16 protein-coding genes are annotated in these 17164 nt (G+C 44.5%); 7 read left to right on the forward strand and 9 right to left on the reverse strand.

What is annotated here, in order from left to right:
- Window positions 1-23: 23 nt before the first annotated feature.
- Window positions 24-710 carry a lipopolysaccharide core heptose(II) kinase RfaY gene (gene rfaY / locus OGV93_RS08725; protein WP_016157747.1) on the forward strand — a complete coding sequence of 229 codons (687 nt, stop codon included), beginning with the start codon at window positions 24-26 and terminating at the stop codon, window positions 708-710.
- Window positions 711-777: 67 nt separating this feature from the next.
- On the opposite strand, the gene tdh is transcribed toward rfaY, so the two are convergent.
- The 3 genes from tdh to yibB form a co-directional block, all read right to left on the reverse strand.
- Window positions 778-1803, reverse strand: coding sequence for an L-threonine 3-dehydrogenase (gene tdh / locus OGV93_RS08730; protein WP_046275753.1), 1026 nt, complete (start codon window positions 1801-1803; stop codon window positions 778-780).
- Window positions 1804-1812: 9 nt separating this feature from the next.
- Window positions 1813-3009, reverse strand: a complete 1197-nt coding sequence (gene kbl, locus OGV93_RS08735; RefSeq protein ID WP_019078053.1) for a glycine C-acetyltransferase — start codon at window positions 3007-3009, stop codon at window positions 1813-1815.
- 279 nt (window positions 3010-3288) lie between these two features.
- A complete protein-coding gene (gene yibB, locus OGV93_RS08740; protein ID WP_032932023.1) occupies window positions 3289-4146 on the reverse strand; it encodes a protein YibB in 858 nt (285 codons plus the stop codon).
- Window positions 4147-4424: 278 nt separating this feature from the next.
- Here yibB and rfaD point away from each other — a divergent pair, with 278 nt between their 5' ends.
- From rfaD to rfaL, 4 genes are read left to right on the forward strand one after another with little or no spacing between them, the layout of a single operon-like run.
- A complete protein-coding gene (gene rfaD, locus OGV93_RS08745; protein WP_003827312.1) occupies window positions 4425-5357 on the forward strand; it encodes an ADP-glyceromanno-heptose 6-epimerase in 933 nt (310 codons plus the stop codon).
- Between the two features lie 2 nt (window positions 5358-5359).
- Window positions 5360-6406: an ADP-heptose--LPS heptosyltransferase RfaF gene (gene rfaF, locus OGV93_RS08750; RefSeq protein ID WP_016154975.1), complete on the forward strand. Its 1047-nt coding sequence runs from the start codon at window positions 5360-5362 to the stop codon at window positions 6404-6406.
- 3 nt (window positions 6407-6409) lie between these two features.
- Window positions 6410-7387: a lipopolysaccharide heptosyltransferase RfaC gene (gene rfaC, locus OGV93_RS08755; RefSeq protein WP_287109515.1), complete on the forward strand. Its 978-nt coding sequence runs from the start codon at window positions 6410-6412 to the stop codon at window positions 7385-7387.
- 14 nt (window positions 7388-7401) lie between these two features.
- On the forward strand, window positions 7402-8610 hold the full coding sequence (gene rfaL, locus OGV93_RS08760) for an O-antigen ligase RfaL (RefSeq protein WP_200012429.1): 1209 nt from the start codon (window positions 7402-7404) through the stop codon (window positions 8608-8610).
- A 36-nt stretch (window positions 8611-8646) separates the two neighbouring features.
- Here rfaL and OGV93_RS08765 read toward each other — a convergent pair whose 3' ends face one another.
- The 6 genes from OGV93_RS08765 to rfaQ all read right to left on the reverse strand — a co-directional run bounded on the left by OGV93_RS08765 (window position 8647) and on the right by rfaQ (window position 14971).
- Window positions 8647-9789, reverse strand: a complete 1143-nt coding sequence (locus OGV93_RS08765) for a lipopolysaccharide N-acetylglucosaminyltransferase (RefSeq protein ID WP_210404996.1) — start codon at window positions 9787-9789, stop codon at window positions 8647-8649.
- Between the two features lie 11 nt (window positions 9790-9800).
- Window positions 9801-10814 carry a glycosyltransferase family 8 protein gene (locus OGV93_RS08770; RefSeq protein ID WP_101700439.1) on the reverse strand — a complete coding sequence of 338 codons (1014 nt, stop codon included), beginning with the start codon at window positions 10812-10814 and terminating at the stop codon, window positions 9801-9803.
- A 90-nt stretch (window positions 10815-10904) separates the two neighbouring features.
- A complete protein-coding gene (gene waaO / locus OGV93_RS08775) occupies window positions 10905-11915 on the reverse strand; it encodes a lipopolysaccharide 3-alpha-galactosyltransferase (RefSeq protein ID WP_032932027.1) in 1011 nt (336 codons plus the stop codon).
- 74 nt (window positions 11916-11989) lie between these two features.
- The gene (gene rfaP, locus OGV93_RS08780) at window positions 11990-12787 is read right to left on the reverse strand and encodes a lipopolysaccharide core heptose(I) kinase RfaP (RefSeq protein WP_101700440.1); all 798 of its coding nucleotides are present in this window, start codon (window positions 12785-12787) and stop codon (window positions 11990-11992) included.
- Window positions 12780-13904, reverse strand: a complete 1125-nt coding sequence (locus tag OGV93_RS08785; RefSeq protein WP_131380320.1) for a glycosyltransferase family 4 protein — start codon at window positions 13902-13904, stop codon at window positions 12780-12782. The genes rfaP and OGV93_RS08785 overlap by 8 nt, the downstream gene beginning before the upstream one ends.
- Window positions 13901-14971 carry a lipopolysaccharide core heptosyltransferase RfaQ gene (gene rfaQ / locus OGV93_RS08790; protein WP_072034359.1) on the reverse strand — a complete coding sequence of 357 codons (1071 nt, stop codon included), beginning with the start codon at window positions 14969-14971 and terminating at the stop codon, window positions 13901-13903. The genes OGV93_RS08785 and rfaQ overlap by 4 nt, the downstream gene beginning before the upstream one ends.
- A gap of 397 nt (window positions 14972-15368) precedes the next feature.
- On the opposite strand from rfaQ, the gene waaA reads away from it, so the two are divergent.
- Entirely contained in the window at window positions 15369-16646 is a 1278-nt protein-coding gene (waaA, locus tag OGV93_RS08795) for a lipid IV(A) 3-deoxy-D-manno-octulosonic acid transferase (RefSeq protein ID WP_284201357.1), read from the forward strand.
- An 8-nt stretch (window positions 16647-16654) separates the two neighbouring features.
- Window positions 16655-17134, forward strand: a complete 480-nt coding sequence (coaD, locus tag OGV93_RS08800) for a pantetheine-phosphate adenylyltransferase (protein WP_016154984.1) — start codon at window positions 16655-16657, stop codon at window positions 17132-17134.
- Window positions 17135-17164 lie beyond the last annotated feature (30 nt).

The raw sequence follows: 17164 nt of genomic DNA on the forward strand, positions 1-17164 counted from the left end.
GTACACTGATATTGAGGAAAGTGATGGCCATCAGTAAGACACATGAAAAAGGTTATACGGTCTATTGCAAAGAGACCAAAACAGACCTTAAGTCACTGATGAATAAGTATATAAACAAAGAAATCAGTGGCAAACCATTGAGCAGTGGTAACGCCATGCGCAGTGTAGAACTGGTCGAGTACAACTCACAAAAATTTATCATCAAAAACGACCGTGAAGTTGATCCTCGATTTGAGAAAAAAATGCAAAATTTTATCTCCGGCCCCTTTTATTCCAGGCTCATCAAGAAGCTGGACACACTCTCCCCGGAAATGCGCGCCTGTACAGCGGATCTCTACTATGCCGCTGAAAAAGTACGACTTCGTCAGTGTCATGATGTTTATATTATTCATGAATATGTTGAAGGCACTCCTTTAAAAGAAATTAACCATAAGAATGCCGATGAAGTGAAGCAGTGCGTTCTGCGCCTTCACAAAGCCGGGTTGGCATCTAATGATATCCATCCTGGAAATTTCATTCGTACGCCAGGCGGTGAATTAAGAATAATTGACTTATCCTGTAAGGGAAATATGAAGATTTGCCAGGCTAATGATATTTTAGCTTTGCAGCGAAAATATCATATTAACATCAAAGGAAAAGGATTAATCTATAAGCTCATCTGGCTCAAAGAAGCGATAAGATCTTTATCCAGAAAGCTTCGTGGCAAATAGTATTTATTCTTTATACGGCCAGAATAAAGAATCTGGCCGTTGGTAGCATTTAATACAAGTCGAGCATTCAATCCCAGCTCAGGATCACTTTCCCTGACTGGCCCGAGCGCATCGCGTCAAAGCCCTGCTGGAATTCATCGATGGAGAATCGATGGGTGATGATCGGCGACAAATCCAGACCAGACTGAATCAATGCGGCCATCTTGTACCAGGTCTCAAACATCTCACGACCGTAGATACCTTTAATAAACAATCCCTTAAAGATAACTTTAGTCCAGTCGATGGACATGTCTGATGGTGGAATACCCAGCATAGCAATACGGCCACCGTGGTTCATGGTGTCCAGCATGGTGCGAAACGCTGGCGGCGCGCCGGACATCTCCAGACCGACATCAAACCCTTCGGTCATGCCCAGTTCAGCCATCACGTCGGTTAGACTCTCTTTCGACACGTTGACCGCGCGAGTGATGCCCATTTTACGCGCAAGTTCAAGGCGATACTCATTAACATCGGTAATCACCACGTGGCGTGCGCCAACGTGCCTGGCAACCGCTGCCGCCATAATACCGATTGGACCCGCGCCGGAAACCAGCACATCTTCCCCAACCAGATCGAACGACAGCGCCGTATGCACCGCATTACCGAACGGATCGAAGATAGACGCCAGGTCGTCAGAGATGTTGTCCGGAATTTTAAACGCGTTAAATGCCGGGATCACCAGGTATTCTGCAAAGCAGCCAGGACGGTTTACGCCAACACCGGTCGTATTGCGGCACAGGTGAGTACGTCCACCGCGGCAGTTACGGCAATGCCCGCAGGTGATATGACCTTCGCCTGAAACGCGATCGCCGATTTTAAAGCCTTTAACTTCCTGGCCGATGCCAACAACTTCGCCGACATATTCATGTCCAACGACCATCGGTACCGGGATGGTTTTTTGCGACCATTCATCCCAGTTATAAATGTGAACGTCAGTCCCGCAGATGGCTGTTTTACGGATTTTAATCAGCAAATCGTTATGGCCGACTTCCGGTTCAGGAACGTCGGTCATCCAAATGCCCTCTTCCGCTTTCAGTTTGGATAACGCTTTCATTTCACATCCTCAGGCAATAACGCCCAGTTGTTTACCAATGCGTGTGAACGCCTCAACAGCACGCGTAATCTGCTCAGGGGTATGCGCCGCAGACATCTGGGTACGAATACGCGCCTGACCTTTTGGAACCACCGGATAGAAGAATCCAGTAACGTAAATCCCCTCTTTTTGCAGCTCGCGGGCGAAATCTTGCGCCACTACCGCATCCCCCAACATGACCGGGATAATTGCGTGATCCGCTCCCGCTAACGTAAAGCCTGCGGCAGACATTTGCTCGCGGAACTGACGTGCGTTCTCCCACAGGCGATCGCGCAGCTCGCTGCCTGCTTCGACCATCTCCAGCACTTTAATGGAGGCAGAAACAATTGCAGGAGCCAATGAGTTGGAGAACAGATACGGACGGGAACGTTGACGCAGCCACTCAACAACCTCTTTGCGCGCTGCGGTATAACCGCCAGATGCGCCGCCGAGCGCTTTACCCAGCGTACCAGTGATGATGTCCACACGCCCCATCACGTCACAGTATTCATGTGAGCCACGACCATTTTCGCCGACAAAGCCGACAGCATGGGAATCATCAACCATGACCAGCGCGTCGTATTTATCCGCCAGGTCACAAACGCCTTTCAGGTTAGCAATCACACCATCCATAGAGAACACGCCATCGGTGGCGATCAGGATATGACGGGCTCCCGCTTCACGCGCTTCTTTCAAACGAGCTTCCAGTTCGACCATGTCGTTGTTGGCGTAACGGAAACGCTTTGCTTTACACAAGCGAACACCGTCAATGATAGAAGCGTGGTTGAGCGCATCTGAGATAATCGCATCTTCTGCGCCCAGCAGCGTTTCAAACAGGCCGCCGTTGGCGTCAAAGCAGGAAGAGTAAAGGATGGCATCTTCCATACCGAGGAATGCCGCCAGTTTTTGCTCCAGTTGCTTATGGCTGTCCTGGGTACCGCAAATAAAGCGGACCGAAGCCATACCAAATCCGTGAGAATCCATACCTGCTTTTGCAGCTGCAATCAGTTCCGGGTGGTTAGCCAGCCCCAGATAGTTGTTCGCACAAAAGTTAATAACGTGGCTTCCGTCCGCCACGGTGATATCCGCCTGCTGGGCAGACGTAATAATGCGCTCTTCTTTAAACAATCCTTCCGCACGTGCGGTTTCGAGATCGTTCGTTAACTGTTTGTAAAAATCCCCACGCATTTCAATTCTCCAGACTGGGCAAATTTCAGCACATATTACCCAAAGCTATACGCTGATACGAGATGACGCATCATCACTTCTTCAAAATGAAGCATAAATCACGTATACCCACATGGCTAATCAGTGATGCCGTCGTATGGATTCATTGGACGCAATTAATCGCAACCAATTGAATTGGCTGGATTTTATAAAAAATCATAAAAAAACAACAGCAATAGCAGAAGAATGCCTTTGCAGCATTCTATCTGGTTAGGTAACCCTTCAATCTCATTCAAGCCACTACTTTCGAGTGAGAAAAATTCGCAATGCCTGGAGTTTTGCACCTAAAGCGGTTCGCCGATAAACACGGAACAGATCGAACCATTTGCCCCGACCAAGGTAATTAAGCATTAATAGATCAGGGCGCTTGTAATAACACATGACAAAAATACCCTGATCATCATCAACAATATTATTTCTGAGAGTCTCTTTTTGACACTCAGTGACTAATGAGTAAAACTCTTTCCATTTCTCTGGTGAACCAACAATAGCGCCGCCGATAATATAAGTATGATTTCCGATCATAAAATCAAAAACCTGTTTTCTGGATGATATAACCAGACCCTTTTTAATCGTGAAGAGATGCATTTTATTACGGTCAAAAGGGAAGTCCCATACTTTTAATCCACGAGTAACCTGCGGTTTACGGCAATATCCGAAGTCTACCCAAGCAACCATCGGAGTATTAACTAAGCCTGCATTTATGGCCTTCACTACAAAATATGCTTTTAAATTATTGATCAACACATATTCTGGAGACCAGTACTCAGGGTTACCTAGCTGTCGCGTCTCTAATTTATTCTTAAAGGTATCATCCTGCTGAATTTGTCTTATTTTATTATTAATATGCTTAAATTTTTTACCTAAATCTATGGTTATAATTTTTGTGGGCTTACCTTTGCGTATTTCCGCAACTCTGTCTTCAAACTCAGACGAGGTAAAAATAACCATATCATTTTCTAAAGCGGCTAACCGTTTGAAGTAGTCAAAATAGACATCAGAAGATCGGGAAAGTTTTTCACGGAAGCCTTTATTAACAGTCCACTCCCCCCTACCGATATCAAAATATGCTGTCACAATAGTGGTAGACGATTTCATAACCATTTTCAAACCATTAATAAAAAAAATATTATATCACAAAGTTTTTGTTTTTGTACATATAATATACATAGATGGATATAAAAAAACTAAGTACATTTAAGATTAATTTAATAGACTTAATAACCATTAAATAAGCATTCTTATACTGGTGTTTATAGGCCTTCTACCGACCCACCATCTTACTTAAGAGGCTGAAGGGATGCCGATGTGATGGTATGATTACAGACATTAGTGTCTGAGATTGTCTCTGACTCCAAAATTCGAAGGTTACATTTATGATCATCGTTACCGGCGGCGCGGGCTTTATCGGCAGCAACATCGTCAAGTCATTGAATGATAAAGGCATCACCGACATCCTGGTGGTGGACAACCTGAAAGATGGCACCAAGTTTGTTAACCTGGTGGATCTGAATATTGCTGACTACATGGACAAGGAAGACTTCCTGATCCAGATTATGGCCGGAGAAGATTTCGGCGATATCGAAGCGATTTTCCACGAAGGCGCATGCTCCTCCACTACCGAGTGGGACGGCAAGTATATGATGGATAACAACTATCAATACTCCAAAGAGCTGTTGCACTACTGCCTGGAGCGTGAAATTCCGTTCCTGTATGCGTCCTCTGCCGCCACCTACGGCGGCCGCACTTCTGATTTCATCGAATCCCGTGAATATGAGAAACCGCTGAACGTTTACGGCTACTCAAAATTCCTGTTCGACGAGTACGTTCGTCAGATCCTGCCAGAAGCCAATTCTCAGATTGTTGGCTTCCGCTATTTCAACGTCTACGGACCGCGTGAAGGCCATAAAGGCAGTATGGCGAGCGTCGCTTTCCACCTCAACACCCAGCTCAACAATGGCGAAACACCAAAACTGTTCGAAGGCAGTGAAAACTTCAAGCGTGATTTCGTTTACGTAGGCGATGTGGCTGCGGTGAACCTGTGGTTCCTGGAAAACGGGGTTTCCGGCATCTTTAACCTTGGTACCGGTCGTGCGGAATCTTTCCAGGCCGTTGCCGATGCAACGCTTGCGTACCACAAAAAAGGCAGCATTGAGTACATCCCATTCCCGGAAAAACTGAAAGGTCGCTATCAGGCGTTTACCCAGGCCGATCTGACTAATCTGCGTGCTGCGGGCTATGACAAGCCGTTTAAAACCGTTGCTGAAGGTGTAACGGAATATATGGCCTGGCTGAACCGCGACGCGTAAGTATGAAAATTTTGGTGGTAGGCCCGTCCTGGGTGGGCGACATGATGATGTCGCAAAGTCTCTATCGCACGCTTAAGGCGCGCTATCCCCAGGCGATAATCGACGTGATGGCACCTGCATGGTGCCGTCCGTTATTGTCGCGCATGCCTGAAGTTAACGAAGCTATCGCCATGCCGCTGGGACACGGCGCGCTGGAGATCGGCGAGCGGCGTAAACTCGGTCATAGCCTGCGTGAAAAACGCTATGACCGCGCCTATGTGCTGCCTAACTCGTTTAAATCCGCGCTGGTACCGTTTTTTGCTGGCATTCCCCATCGTACCGGATGGCGTGGTGAAATGCGCTACGGCCTGCTAAACGATGCGCGCGTGCTGGATAAAGATGCCTGGCCGCTGATGGTCGAACGCTATGTAGCCCTGGCCTATGATAAAGGCGTAATGCTGTCAGCTAAAGATTTACCGCAGCCTCTGCTATGGCCGCAGTTGCAGGTAAGCGAAGGTGAAAAGTCCCTGACCTGTCGCCAGTTTTCCCTTTCTGCCGAACGCCCCATCATCGGCTTTTGCCCTGGTGCGGAATTTGGTCCAGCGAAACGCTGGCCACATTACCACTACGCAGACCTGGCGAAGCAACTGATCGATGAAGGCCATCAGATTGTGCTTTTTGGCTCTGCAAAAGACCATGACGCCGGAAATGAGATCCTGGCGACGCTGAGCGTTGATCAGCAGGCCTGGTGCCGTAATCTGGCGGGCGAAACACAGCTGGAGCAGGCCGTCATTCTGCTCGCCGCCTGCAAAGCGGTGGTCACCAACGACTCTGGATTAATGCACGTTGCCGCAGCGTTGAATCGACCTCTGGTAGCGTTATATGGCCCCAGCAGCCCGGATTTTACTCCGCCGCTTTCACACAAGGCTCGCGTAATTCGCTTGATTACGGGCTATCACAAAGTACGCAAGGGAGATGCAGCAGAAGGCTATCATCAGAGCCTGATTGACATCACACCCCAGCGCGTGCTGGAAGAACTCAACGACCTGTTGTTACAAGAGGAAGCCTGACGGATGCGGGTACTGATCGTTAAAACATCGTCTATGGGCGATGTACTGCATACGTTACCGGCATTAACCGATGCGCAGCAGGTCATGCCGGATATTCAATTTGATTGGGTAGTGGAAGAAGGCTTCGCGCAGATCCCATCCTGGCATGCAGCCGTTGACCGGGTGATCCCAGTGGCGATCCGCCGCTGGCGTAAAGCCTGGTTTTCAGCGCCGATTAAAGCCGAGCGTAAAGCCTTTCGCGATGCGGTGCGTTTACAGCAGTATGACGCGATAATTGATGCGCAGGGTCTGGTAAAAAGCGCGGCGTTGGTTACGCGTCTGGCACGTGGCATCAAGCATGGTATGGACTGGAGCACGGCGCGCGAACCATTGGCGAGCCTGTTTTATAATCACAAACATCACATTGCCAAACAGCAGCACGCGGTAGAACGTACGCGTGAATTGTTCGCCAAAAGTCTGGGATATTCCAGGCCCCAGTCGCAGGGTGATTACGCTATCGCTCAGCATTTTCTGAAAGAACGTAATGCTGATGCGGGCCAGTATGCCGTATTTCTGCATGCCACAACGCGTGATGATAAGCACTGGCCAGAAGCCAACTGGCGGGAGCTAATTGGCTTGTTAAATAACGCTGGCATACGTATTAAACTGCCATGGGGTGCTCCTCATGAAGAAGCACGAGCCCGTAGGCTGGCAAATGGTTTTTCTTATGTTGATGTTCTTCCACGGATGACTTTGGGAGAGGTCGCTCGCGTACTGGCGGGGGCAAAATTTGTGGTGTCGGTTGATACAGGCCTGAGTCATTTAACCGCTGCACTGGATCGCCCAAATATTACGTTGTACGGTCCAACGGACCCAGGATTGATTGGTGGGTATGGGAAGAATCAAGTGGCATGTCGCTCAGAAAGTGAAAATCTTTCAGACTTGCGTTCTTCGACCGTATTAGAATCAATTAATTGCAATTTTTTAAATAATTGTCTGTAAGTGTCGGAGAAATGATGGCTTTAACAAAGTTTTTTTTAGATGAGAAAAAAAACTGGAAGATAAACTGGAATAGAGGACTTATATTTCTGTTTGTCGCCACCTATTTCTTAGGTGGTATTACGCGTTATAAACATTTGATTGTCATACTGATGACTATCACAACGATTGTTTATTTATGTAAGAATCCTCGACATTATATTCCTATTTTTAAAACATTTGTTTTTGCAAGTATATCATTTCTTGTAATCGCTACCTTCGTCTCTTTAGTGTTCACTCCTGAACTAAAAGCTAGCCTGAAAGAGATAAACAACTCAGTTATTGAAAATGTCTTATTATGCACTATTGCGATCCCTGTATTACTAAGAGAAGAAAGCAAAGAAACCATTTCAAAGTTGATATTCTTCTCGTTCCTTACAGCTCTTAGTTTGCGATGCCTTTCAGAACTTGTCCTTTATTATCAGGACTATCAGCAAGGAATCATGCCTTTTACTAATTACCAACATCGCGGAATTTCAGATGCAATGGTGTTTTTATTCCCAGTGCTTCTGAATCTATGGCTCGTTAAATCAGCGAAATACCGTATATTATTCCTGTTGTTAGGGGCGATATACACCTTTTTAATTCTTGGAACATTGTCCCGTGGCGCATGGTTATCTGTATTCATTATTGCTCTTACATGGATAATCATGTACAAACAATGGCGATTGCTTACTGTAGGAATCCTCGTAGCTATTGTTGCTCTGACAGCTATATTTTCACACAAAGATATGTCAGAAAAACTGACCTTTAAATTGCAGCAAACTGACAGTTCATATCGCTATACTAACGGTACGCAAGGAAGTGCGTTTGACCTAATCTTAGAAAATCCAGTTATTGGTTATGGTTTTGGTAATAACGCTTATAAAACTGTATACAACAAGCGTGTTGTTGATTATCCAAACTGGACATTCCGCGAGTCAATTGGACCACACAACCTTATTCTTTTTGTATGGTTTGGTACAGGATTACTTGGACTTGTGGGTTTAATACTGGTGTACACTAGCATTGTGAGAGAATGTGTTACGCATGCATTTAGGGAGAATTACTATTCCCCATACAATGCTTATATAATAATTTTACTTTCATTTTTCGGTTATTTTATTATACGTGGCAACGTTGAGCAGATTGAGTTAGATCTGTTGGGTATTTTTGCAGGTTTTCTGTTAGCGCTGAAGAATAAATAAAATAGTAAAAAAAGGCTACTTTATGTAGCCTTTTTTTCACTCGAACCAGTTACAAATAACCTCTTCAAACCGTTGTGTAACCGCAGACCAACTATAGTTTCCAAAGACATATTGCTGACCTCGTTGGGCGGTATCCGCTAAACTACTTTCCGCCATTACCCTGGTAATATCCTGAGCAATAGTTTCTGCAGTCATCGGCTCTGTAAGGTGATAGCCTGTAATTTTATCTTTAACAAACTCAACCATGCCGCCTCGAGTACTGACTAATACAGGTCTTCCAGCGCCCATAGCCTCAATAGCCACCATACAAAATGGCTCCTGAAATTGAGAAGGAATCACAACTATATCTGCCAGTGGATAGTAATAGTGCATTTTCTCGGGTGAGATACTACCTAACATAATACAATGTGGTTTGAGGCGCTCAGCTATTTCCCGAACTTCACGCTGATAATCACCTTTATCGTTCTTACTTACTTCCATGTGATCACCAACAACCACAAGCTTCAGATTTTTGTTCTCATGCAGCAACTTTTCAAAAGCCTGCAGAAGTAAGAGAACGCCTTTATCAGGGACTATACGTCCAGCAAAAAATACCACCTTGCTTTCAGGGGGAATACTTAATTTATTTTTTGATATTGATTCATATGACGATTGATAGATATCCAGGTCAATACCATTAGGCACAATAACAATATCAGCTTCAGGAAGATAAGATTGATAATAGTTCTTCAAAAACAAACTTGGTACGATCATCTTAACTTTTTTATCAAGCAACTTAGGTTCAAACGCATTATGCATATGAATCACAACTTTAGCCTGAGGAGCTTGCGAACGAATTTGTCGATATAGCTTCATACTGTTATGGACAACAATCACACTTTGATCGGTTATCTCAAACTTTTCGGCAACTTTCAGTATGCGCTTTGAATAAGGTAACGGATCCAGCCGAGTCCACTTTTGGAAAATACGCTTATATACCGAGCTAAATCCAATACGATGAATACTACATCTTTCGTTTACGTAAGAATAATCAGAATATCCTTCATTCTTTATACAGACAATACAATTAGGGAATTTGGTTCTTTGGGCAACCTGATACATCCAGGTCTCAACTGCTGCGGCACCACGTGGTGGAATAGAATAAATAGGTGTTACAGTAAATATGATTTTATCAATCATAAAGATCACCATTACATTGTTTTATATTTAATTGCTGCGATCAGGCCTGGAATTATTTTATTTTGATAAAGAAGGTGTTTATATTCTTCTCTATATTCGTGCTTTTGTTTTGCAACTTGATAAGGCTGATTCTTCCATGGTGACTTCTCATATACTGTGCGGAAAAATTGTGCTGAGGAATAGTTAGCCCACTCGTGCCATGGTTTTGTTACACCAGTATAATGAATAAATACTGTCTCTTCATTAATCACTGATTTATAGTGATTTTTATTTTTAATCTCAAACTCAGACTTCAATGAATAAATTGAGTTATATTTCCTCGGTAGTAATACCGCATGATGCAAAAACATGATATTTAAAATATCCTGGTCAGGATATTTTACTCTGGAAACTATACTTTCATCTGACAATAGTTCGAAGAATTTCTTCGTTAAATTAGAGTTAAGCCATTGCTGCAAGTTTATATACATGACACCCGAGTTAAAGTAGTTGCCTTTAAACTCAGGATTATGTAGACGCTCTGCACTTTTATCCTGCATTGAATCAACATCTACTACAACCGCACCATATTCCCCATCAAATTTCAGTGCGGCAAGATCCTCTAAAGAGCCTTTACACGTAATATCAGCATCAAGATATAGCAGTCGATCTAATCTTTCAGAAAAATAATCAAATGAAAGCAAGCGATAGTATATTGACACTGGCCATATATTTGTTTTAGGTAGTGACACCAACGGTTCAGAATCAATATGATATAGCTTAATAACTGTTTTATACTGTTCTGCTAATTGTGTCAAAAGTACAATATATTCTTGATCTAAATAATCCGCAATAATATGAAAAGTAAAATTAATATTACTCTCTTTATTATTTTCAAGGATTGAGGCAATAGAAATTGCCGCACCAGTTTGGTAATTTTTATCGATTCCCCATGAGATATTAAAAGTGTCACGATCATCACATGGTGTAACACGTCTGTCTAACTCAATAATATCTTTGAAGTTAGTTAATCTTTTGAAGTCCAAGTTAATTACCTTTAATTATTTCAGCTATATTTTCCAGCGGCTAAGATATGCATTGCTGTTGATTATTTTAACAATGTACTTAGCCAGCAGTTAACCTTTCAACTTGGTCAGATAATAATTAAAGTAGTTACACAGTCCCTGAACGTATAACCCTTGTTTAAATTTATGCTTTGCACAATATCTGAATTGATTGCTATTGGTCGGTTTGAGAAGCGCTACTGAATGCCAGGGCGAGGCCTCTTTCGCAACTAAAAAACTCTTCGATACCGGATAGTTGGACCACTCATGCCAGGGTTTTGTCGGTCCCACATAATGAATGAAGACAGTTTCATTATTCACAGGATTGACTACTTTATCTTTCAGTTCATAATTAATGCTAAAGCGTGTATTGTATTTACCATTGATAAAAGTTACTTTTCCGGCTAACAACACATTAAGGACATCTTGATCAAGATGAGTTATTCTTTCCACCCATTCTGGAACTCGCAACATTTCGATGGCTCGGGAAGAGATATTATTACTGTGCCATGCATTGATGTTGATAAGTAAGAATCCAGCATTAAAGTATCCGGTGATTAATTCTGGAGTGGCCAGCGTTACAGAACGATTATGCCACCATTCGGAATCTCTTTCCGTTACAACGACAGCGATCTCATCTGCGGAAAACTTATAATCGACCAGTTCTCGTACACTACCCTGGCAAGCAATATCAGCATCCAGGTATAATAATTTATCTATTTTATTATAGAAATAATCTGCAATAACAAAACGGAAGTATGTTGCATAAGTCCAGTTTTTTGTACTAGGTAAGTCTTTTAATTTATTGCAATCAATTAGGTAAACTTTGATACAGGATTGATATTGTTTAGCAAGATCGGCGAATCTGGCTTTATCACTCTCATCGAAATAATCAGTAAATATATGAAATGTGAAATCGATTTTTTTATTCGACAATAATACAGAGGCTATTGATACACCGCAGCCAAATAAAAAATTCCTGTCAATACCATAACCGATATTAAAACAGTCTGCAGAAGCATTTTCCCGAAAATCGTACTCAAAAACAGAAAGGATAACTTCTTTATCGCTAAATTGAGACATTTGACTCTTACCAATTTTTGAGAAATAGACCATGTTCTCACATGATGCATTTCAAATAGTTCAGGATAAATTAATCACAGAGATTTACGGATTGTTCTTTCGCGTATTTTATTAGCTTTAACCTGAGCTTCCTTGAACAAATCAGCCTCCTGACTTAGGATGCTTTTCAACGGCAACTCGCAATAGATGCGTAGAAATCTATAAATATCACGCTGGGTTAATCCAATGTTCATGGACGAAAAATAGAGACCGATTAAGTCCTTATCGCGCCAGCGTTGGGGAACAGTCGACCGAATCTGAGCACGGTGCAAATCAATCACTGAAATCTTGAGATCGTCCTCATGCCCTGAAAAAGGCAGATGTAATAAAAAGTGGCAAATATAGCAATCGCGATGATTGATACCACCAGCATGCATCTTACGCACCATGGTGGCAACACGATCAATAATTATACGCTTCACTTTCACATCGGGAGAATTTGTGGCCCAATCAGCACAGTAATCTTCTAAGCTGATAGTTGGTGTAAGATCCTCAGTAATAATAAACGAGGTTTTAGTCAGTGGATTCACCCCTTTCTCACCAAATCCCACACCTGTCATTGTATCCACACCTAACTGACTCAGGCGATGAATGGCATTCCATTCTCTATCAGCACCTAATACTGGCATGCGTAATGAAAGTAGGTTTTTAACAATCTCTTTCAGAGAAGTGCCTCTGTGCCATTTTAAAAAATAGCTTTTACCCGTTAGTTCAAATCGTAGAGTACGGCGAGTCTCCAGTTCTCTGAATACTTCACCTTGTAAATTTTTAACTTCTTCAAATGCATCTTTCCCGCGCCATAGTGTGGCTAACGGTTCTTTTAATTCAACCATCTAAACCACCCGTAATCATATCCGCAGCTTTCTCCGGTAGGCTGTATAAATCTTGCGTATCCGCATAGTGTCGTGCATTTGCCCTCCATTCCAAACACAATGAAGGCTCTACTAGCGCTTTACGTAAGGCTTCATTCAGCGTTTCTTGCCGGAATGGTTCTGTAATTGCCATACCACAATTAGCATCAACAATATAATGCGCGTAACCGCATACGGCTGTGGTCAACACCGGCAGCCCGGCAGTGATTGCTTCTAGTAAAACAATACCTGCCGCCTCCTGATAAGCTGGATGCATCAATATATCAGCCGCTGCCATTAATTCTGCAACATCATTACGGCCAGAGTAGAAATGGACATTACTGCGTACGCCAAGTTTTTCCGCCAGCGCCTCAAATTTTCTCGGTCTGTCTTGTCCAACAACATACAGTAGCGTATTAGTTCGAAGCGTTTCTGGTAACGAGGCCAGTGCACGTATTGAACGATCCACACCTTTACGAGTGAAATCAGAGCCTACCTGCAATAATAGATTTTGATGCTCTGTTATACCGTTTTTCTGGCGATAAATTTCACGGCTATTCGGAATCTGCTGGCTATACTTCCTGTCCGGATAAATCCCTGGAGGAAGAATATGAAATCGTTGAGCTTCTGTCTGATAGTGTTTCTGAAAGTCAGCAATCTGCTTATCAGTTAGCATTAATAGCTGCGTCGGTTTACCCTGCTCAAACGTCGCGCGTTCAAACGCTGCATAGTGCCGATATCGTGAAGTTAACCGATAGAGGAAACCTTTTTCTTGTGCCACTTTCTCGGCATAGCAAACGTCAGCAGCATAGTAGAGATCCAGCCCTGGCATTTTATTAAAACCAACAACCCGATCGACAGGGTGCTGAAGTAAATGTGCCTGGACCCAGGAATAATACTCCGCATTGCGACCATGGTTTGTCCGGGACTTGACCGGTACAAGAACCAATTCAAAAACGTCAGGACACTCACCTTCCCAGGACTGCGTATAGACACGAACATGGTGACCACGTGCCGCTACAGTTTGCGCAATGCGCATAAAATCACGCTGTAACCCACCGAATGGGAAGTATTTAAACAAACAGAAAGCAACAATCATACGGGACTCCCCGCTTGTGGCGGCACAAGTCTACCCGGTAATAATTTATCGATAGCAGCAATAACATCGTCAGCGGGTATCACCGAAAGATACATTTCATTGCGATCGCGCTGTTCGCGTGGAGGCATTGGACGGTAATCACCAGCCCAAAATTGAATCATCTGCTTTGACCATGGTCGCCAAAAATTATGATCCGTTGCGCCAAACAGGCATATCAATGGTGTATCAACCGCAGCAGCAATGTGTCCCGGAGCAGAGTCCACCCCAATAAACAACTGCGCATGATCGATGACCGCTCCTAGCTCGGGGAAGCTCATCTTTCCCGCCAGCGCAGTAACGGGCCTTTCTTTGCAACCTTGTGCAATTTCATTCACGCAAGCCAGATCGTCTTCGCCTGGGCCTGAGGTCATAACTACCTCCAAACCACGCTGGTGTAAGGCGTCAATTACCTGTGAAAACTTTTCGTTATTCCAGCACTTGAAGCGTTGGCGTGCCGTTGGTTGAATTACAACGTATTCATCACCAACTCCAGCCCGATTTAATTCTGTGCGCATACGTTCCCAGCTATCCGGAGGATAGCTCATTGTTGTATGCGTAACAGTCGATTTAAGTTTCAACGGGGCCAGCACAGACAGATTGCTTTCCACCACATTTTCACCGCTAAGCGGAGCCAGACATGTAAAACTATTTTTCCAAAAAGAAGATTGCCGATGTGCATAATCTTGAGAGATTTTGATTGGCGCGTTCAGTAACCGCATCAGTATCGCAACCATCCACTGATCGGTAAGGTTTACAACTAAATCATACCCATTCGCGCGCAACGTTCCGATCAGGTGCAGAAAATTAGTAATTTTATCAGTTACTTTTGTCTTTTTATTTTTAATACCATAAAGGGCATTAATTTCTGGGTTTTCCGACAAAATTGGGATGGTATCCTGATAGAGAAGCACGTCGATTTTCGCATCAGGATAGTTCTGCTTTAGCGTACTAATGACCGGAGTTGTTAACAACATATCTCCGTGAAAACGCATTTTTATGACCAGAATTCTATTAATTGGCTTATCCACAAGCGGCTCTTTTATCGTGTGTGTCCGGTAAAGTTAAGCAGAAAAAAGCACGCTACCGCCCCAGGCTCAACAGCTACCTGATTACTGATATCGCACTGATTTTTTACGCGCTAGTGTATCACTTCTTTCGCCATGTTCCGACTCGAATAATTCTTGCACAGCCAATGATTTTAAAACATATAAATCAATGAATTAAGATGTTCAGACCTTTTGATTTTTAGCCCTCTATCTCGACTAAACCGGAAAATATCAACAGAAAACGTAAAGATGCAAAAGATGCTGGTACCCTGGACATCCCCCGCGAGGGACGCTATTTAATTTAAAAATAGGAAAAGTATTGGTAAAGCCACAGCTAAATACATAGAATCCCCAGCACATTCATAAGTCAGCTACCATTATGCTCGAATTGCTTTACACCGCCCTTTTCTACCTTATTCAGCCTTTGATCTGGGTACGGCTTTGGGTGCGCGGACGTAAGGCTCCGGCCTACCGTAAACGCTGGGGTGAACGTTACGGCTTTTACCGCCGTCCGCTAAAACCAGGCGGCATCATGCTTCATTCGGTTTCCGTGGGCGAAACGCTGGCAGCTATCCCATTAGTCCGCGCTCTGCGACATCGTTACCCCGACTTGCCGATCACGGTCACCACCATGACACCAACCGGTTCCGAGCGCGTACAATCCGCTTTTGGCCCTGACGTTCAGCATATTTATCTGCCGTACGACTTACCGGATGCCCTAAACCGTTTCCTGAATAAAGTTGACCCCAAGCTGGTGTTAATTATGGAAACCGAGCTGTGGCCGAATCTGATCGCGGCACTGCATAAGCGCCATATTCCGCTGGTCATTGCCAATGCACGTCTTTCCGCTCGCTCAGCTGCTGGCTACGCTAAATTAGGTAAGTTTGTTGGCAGGCTACTGCGCCGAATTACGTTGATTGCCGCCCAGAACGAAGAAGATGGCGCTCGTTTTATCACGCTTGGTGCCAGAAGCAATCAGGTCACCGTTACCGGCAGCCTGAAGTTTGATATTTCCGTCACGCCTCAACTGGCCGCAAAAGCGATTACATTGCGCCGTCAATGGGCACCTCACCGCCCGGTATGGATTGCAACCAGCACGCACGACGGCGAAGAAAGCATTATCATTGCCGCCCATCAGGCGTTATTAAACCAGTTCCCTAATCTTTTACTGATTCTGGTACCCAGACATCCTGAACGGTTCCCGGATGCCATTAACCTCGTACGCCAGGCTGGGCTAAGCTATACGACACGTTCTTCGGGCGAAGTTCCGTCATCAGGAAACCAGGTCGTAATCGGCGACACCATGGGCGAGTTGATGTTGCTTTACGGCATTGCTGACCTTGCTTTTGTTGGCGGTTCGCTGGTTGAACGCGGTGGACACAACCCACTGGAAGCCGCGGCGCACGCCATTCCAGTACTGATGGGGCCACATACTTTTAATTTTAAAGATATTTGCGCCCGCCTCGAACAGGCAAGCGGATTGATCACCGTCACCGACGCAACTACGCTGGTGAAAGAGGTCTCTTCTTTACTGACCGATGCCGATTATCGTAATTTTTATGGCCGTCACGCAGTTGAAGTTCTGTATCAAAATCAGGGCGCGCTTCAGCGTCTGCTGCAGCTGCTGGAACCTTATCTGCCACCCAAAACGCATTGAGGCAAGTCATGCAAAAACGGGCGATTTATCCAGGAACCTTTGATCCCATTACTAACGGCCACCTCGATATCGTGACACGAGCGACAAGCATGTTCGATCACGTAATCCTGGCGATTGCCGCAAGTCCCAGTAAAAAACCGATGTTTACTCTGGAAGAGCGCGTTGAGCTGGCACAACAGGCAACGGCGCATCTCGGTAATGTGGAGGTTCTGGGATTCAGCGATCTGATGGCAAACTTTGCCCGCGATAATCAGGCTAACATTCTGATCCGTGGCCTGCGTGCGGTAGCCGATTTTGAGTATGAAATGCAGCTGGCCCATATGAACCGTCATCTGATGCCACAACTGGAAAGCGTCTTTCTGATGCCGTCTAAAGAGTGGTCGTTTATCTCATCGTCACTGGTGAAAGAAGTTGCCCGCCACCAGGGTGACGTAGCGCACTTTCTGCCGGAAAACGTTCATCAGGCATTATTGAGTAAACTGAAGTAATGCGTCTGGCCGGATGAGGCATACGCTACG

The sequence above is a fragment of the Citrobacter sp. Cb031 genome (genome assembly GCF_030336725.1).
Classification (GTDB): domain Bacteria; phylum Pseudomonadota; class Gammaproteobacteria; order Enterobacterales; family Enterobacteriaceae; genus Citrobacter; species Citrobacter braakii.

Bases quoted from the DNA above. Each gene is read 5' to 3' on its own strand.
- rfaY (WP_016157747.1), top strand. From the start codon at position 24: ATGGCCATCAGTAAGACACATGAAAAAGGTTATACGGTCTATTGCAAA.
- tdh (WP_046275753.1), bottom strand. From the start codon at position 1,803: ATGAAAGCGTTATCCAAACTGAAAGCGGAAGAGGGCATTTGGATGACC.
- kbl (WP_019078053.1), bottom strand. From the start codon at position 3,009: ATGCGTGGGGATTTTTACAAACAGTTAACGAACGATCTCGAAACCGCA.
- yibB (WP_032932023.1), bottom strand. From the start codon at position 4,146: ATGAAATCGTCTACCACTATTGTGACAGCATATTTTGATATCGGTAGG.
- rfaD (WP_003827312.1), top strand. From the start codon at position 4,425: ATGATCATCGTTACCGGCGGCGCGGGCTTTATCGGCAGCAACATCGTC.
- rfaF (WP_016154975.1), top strand. From the start codon at position 5,360: ATGAAAATTTTGGTGGTAGGCCCGTCCTGGGTGGGCGACATGATGATG.
- rfaC (WP_287109515.1), top strand. From the start codon at position 6,410: ATGCGGGTACTGATCGTTAAAACATCGTCTATGGGCGATGTACTGCAT.
- rfaL (WP_200012429.1), top strand. From the start codon at position 7,402: ATGGCTTTAACAAAGTTTTTTTTAGATGAGAAAAAAAACTGGAAGATA.
- OGV93_RS08765 (WP_210404996.1), bottom strand. From the start codon at position 9,789: ATGATTGATAAAATCATATTTACTGTAACACCTATTTATTCTATTCCA.
- waaO (WP_032932027.1), bottom strand. From the start codon at position 11,915: ATGTCTCAATTTAGCGATAAAGAAGTTATCCTTTCTGTTTTTGAGTAC.
- rfaP (WP_101700440.1), bottom strand. From the start codon at position 12,787: ATGGTTGAATTAAAAGAACCGTTAGCCACACTATGGCGCGGGAAAGAT.
- OGV93_RS08785 (WP_131380320.1), bottom strand. From the start codon at position 13,904: ATGATTGTTGCTTTCTGTTTGTTTAAATACTTCCCATTCGGTGGGTTA.
- waaA (WP_284201357.1), top strand. From the start codon at position 15,369: ATGCTCGAATTGCTTTACACCGCCCTTTTCTACCTTATTCAGCCTTTG.
- coaD (WP_016154984.1), top strand. From the start codon at position 16,655: ATGCAAAAACGGGCGATTTATCCAGGAACCTTTGATCCCATTACTAAC.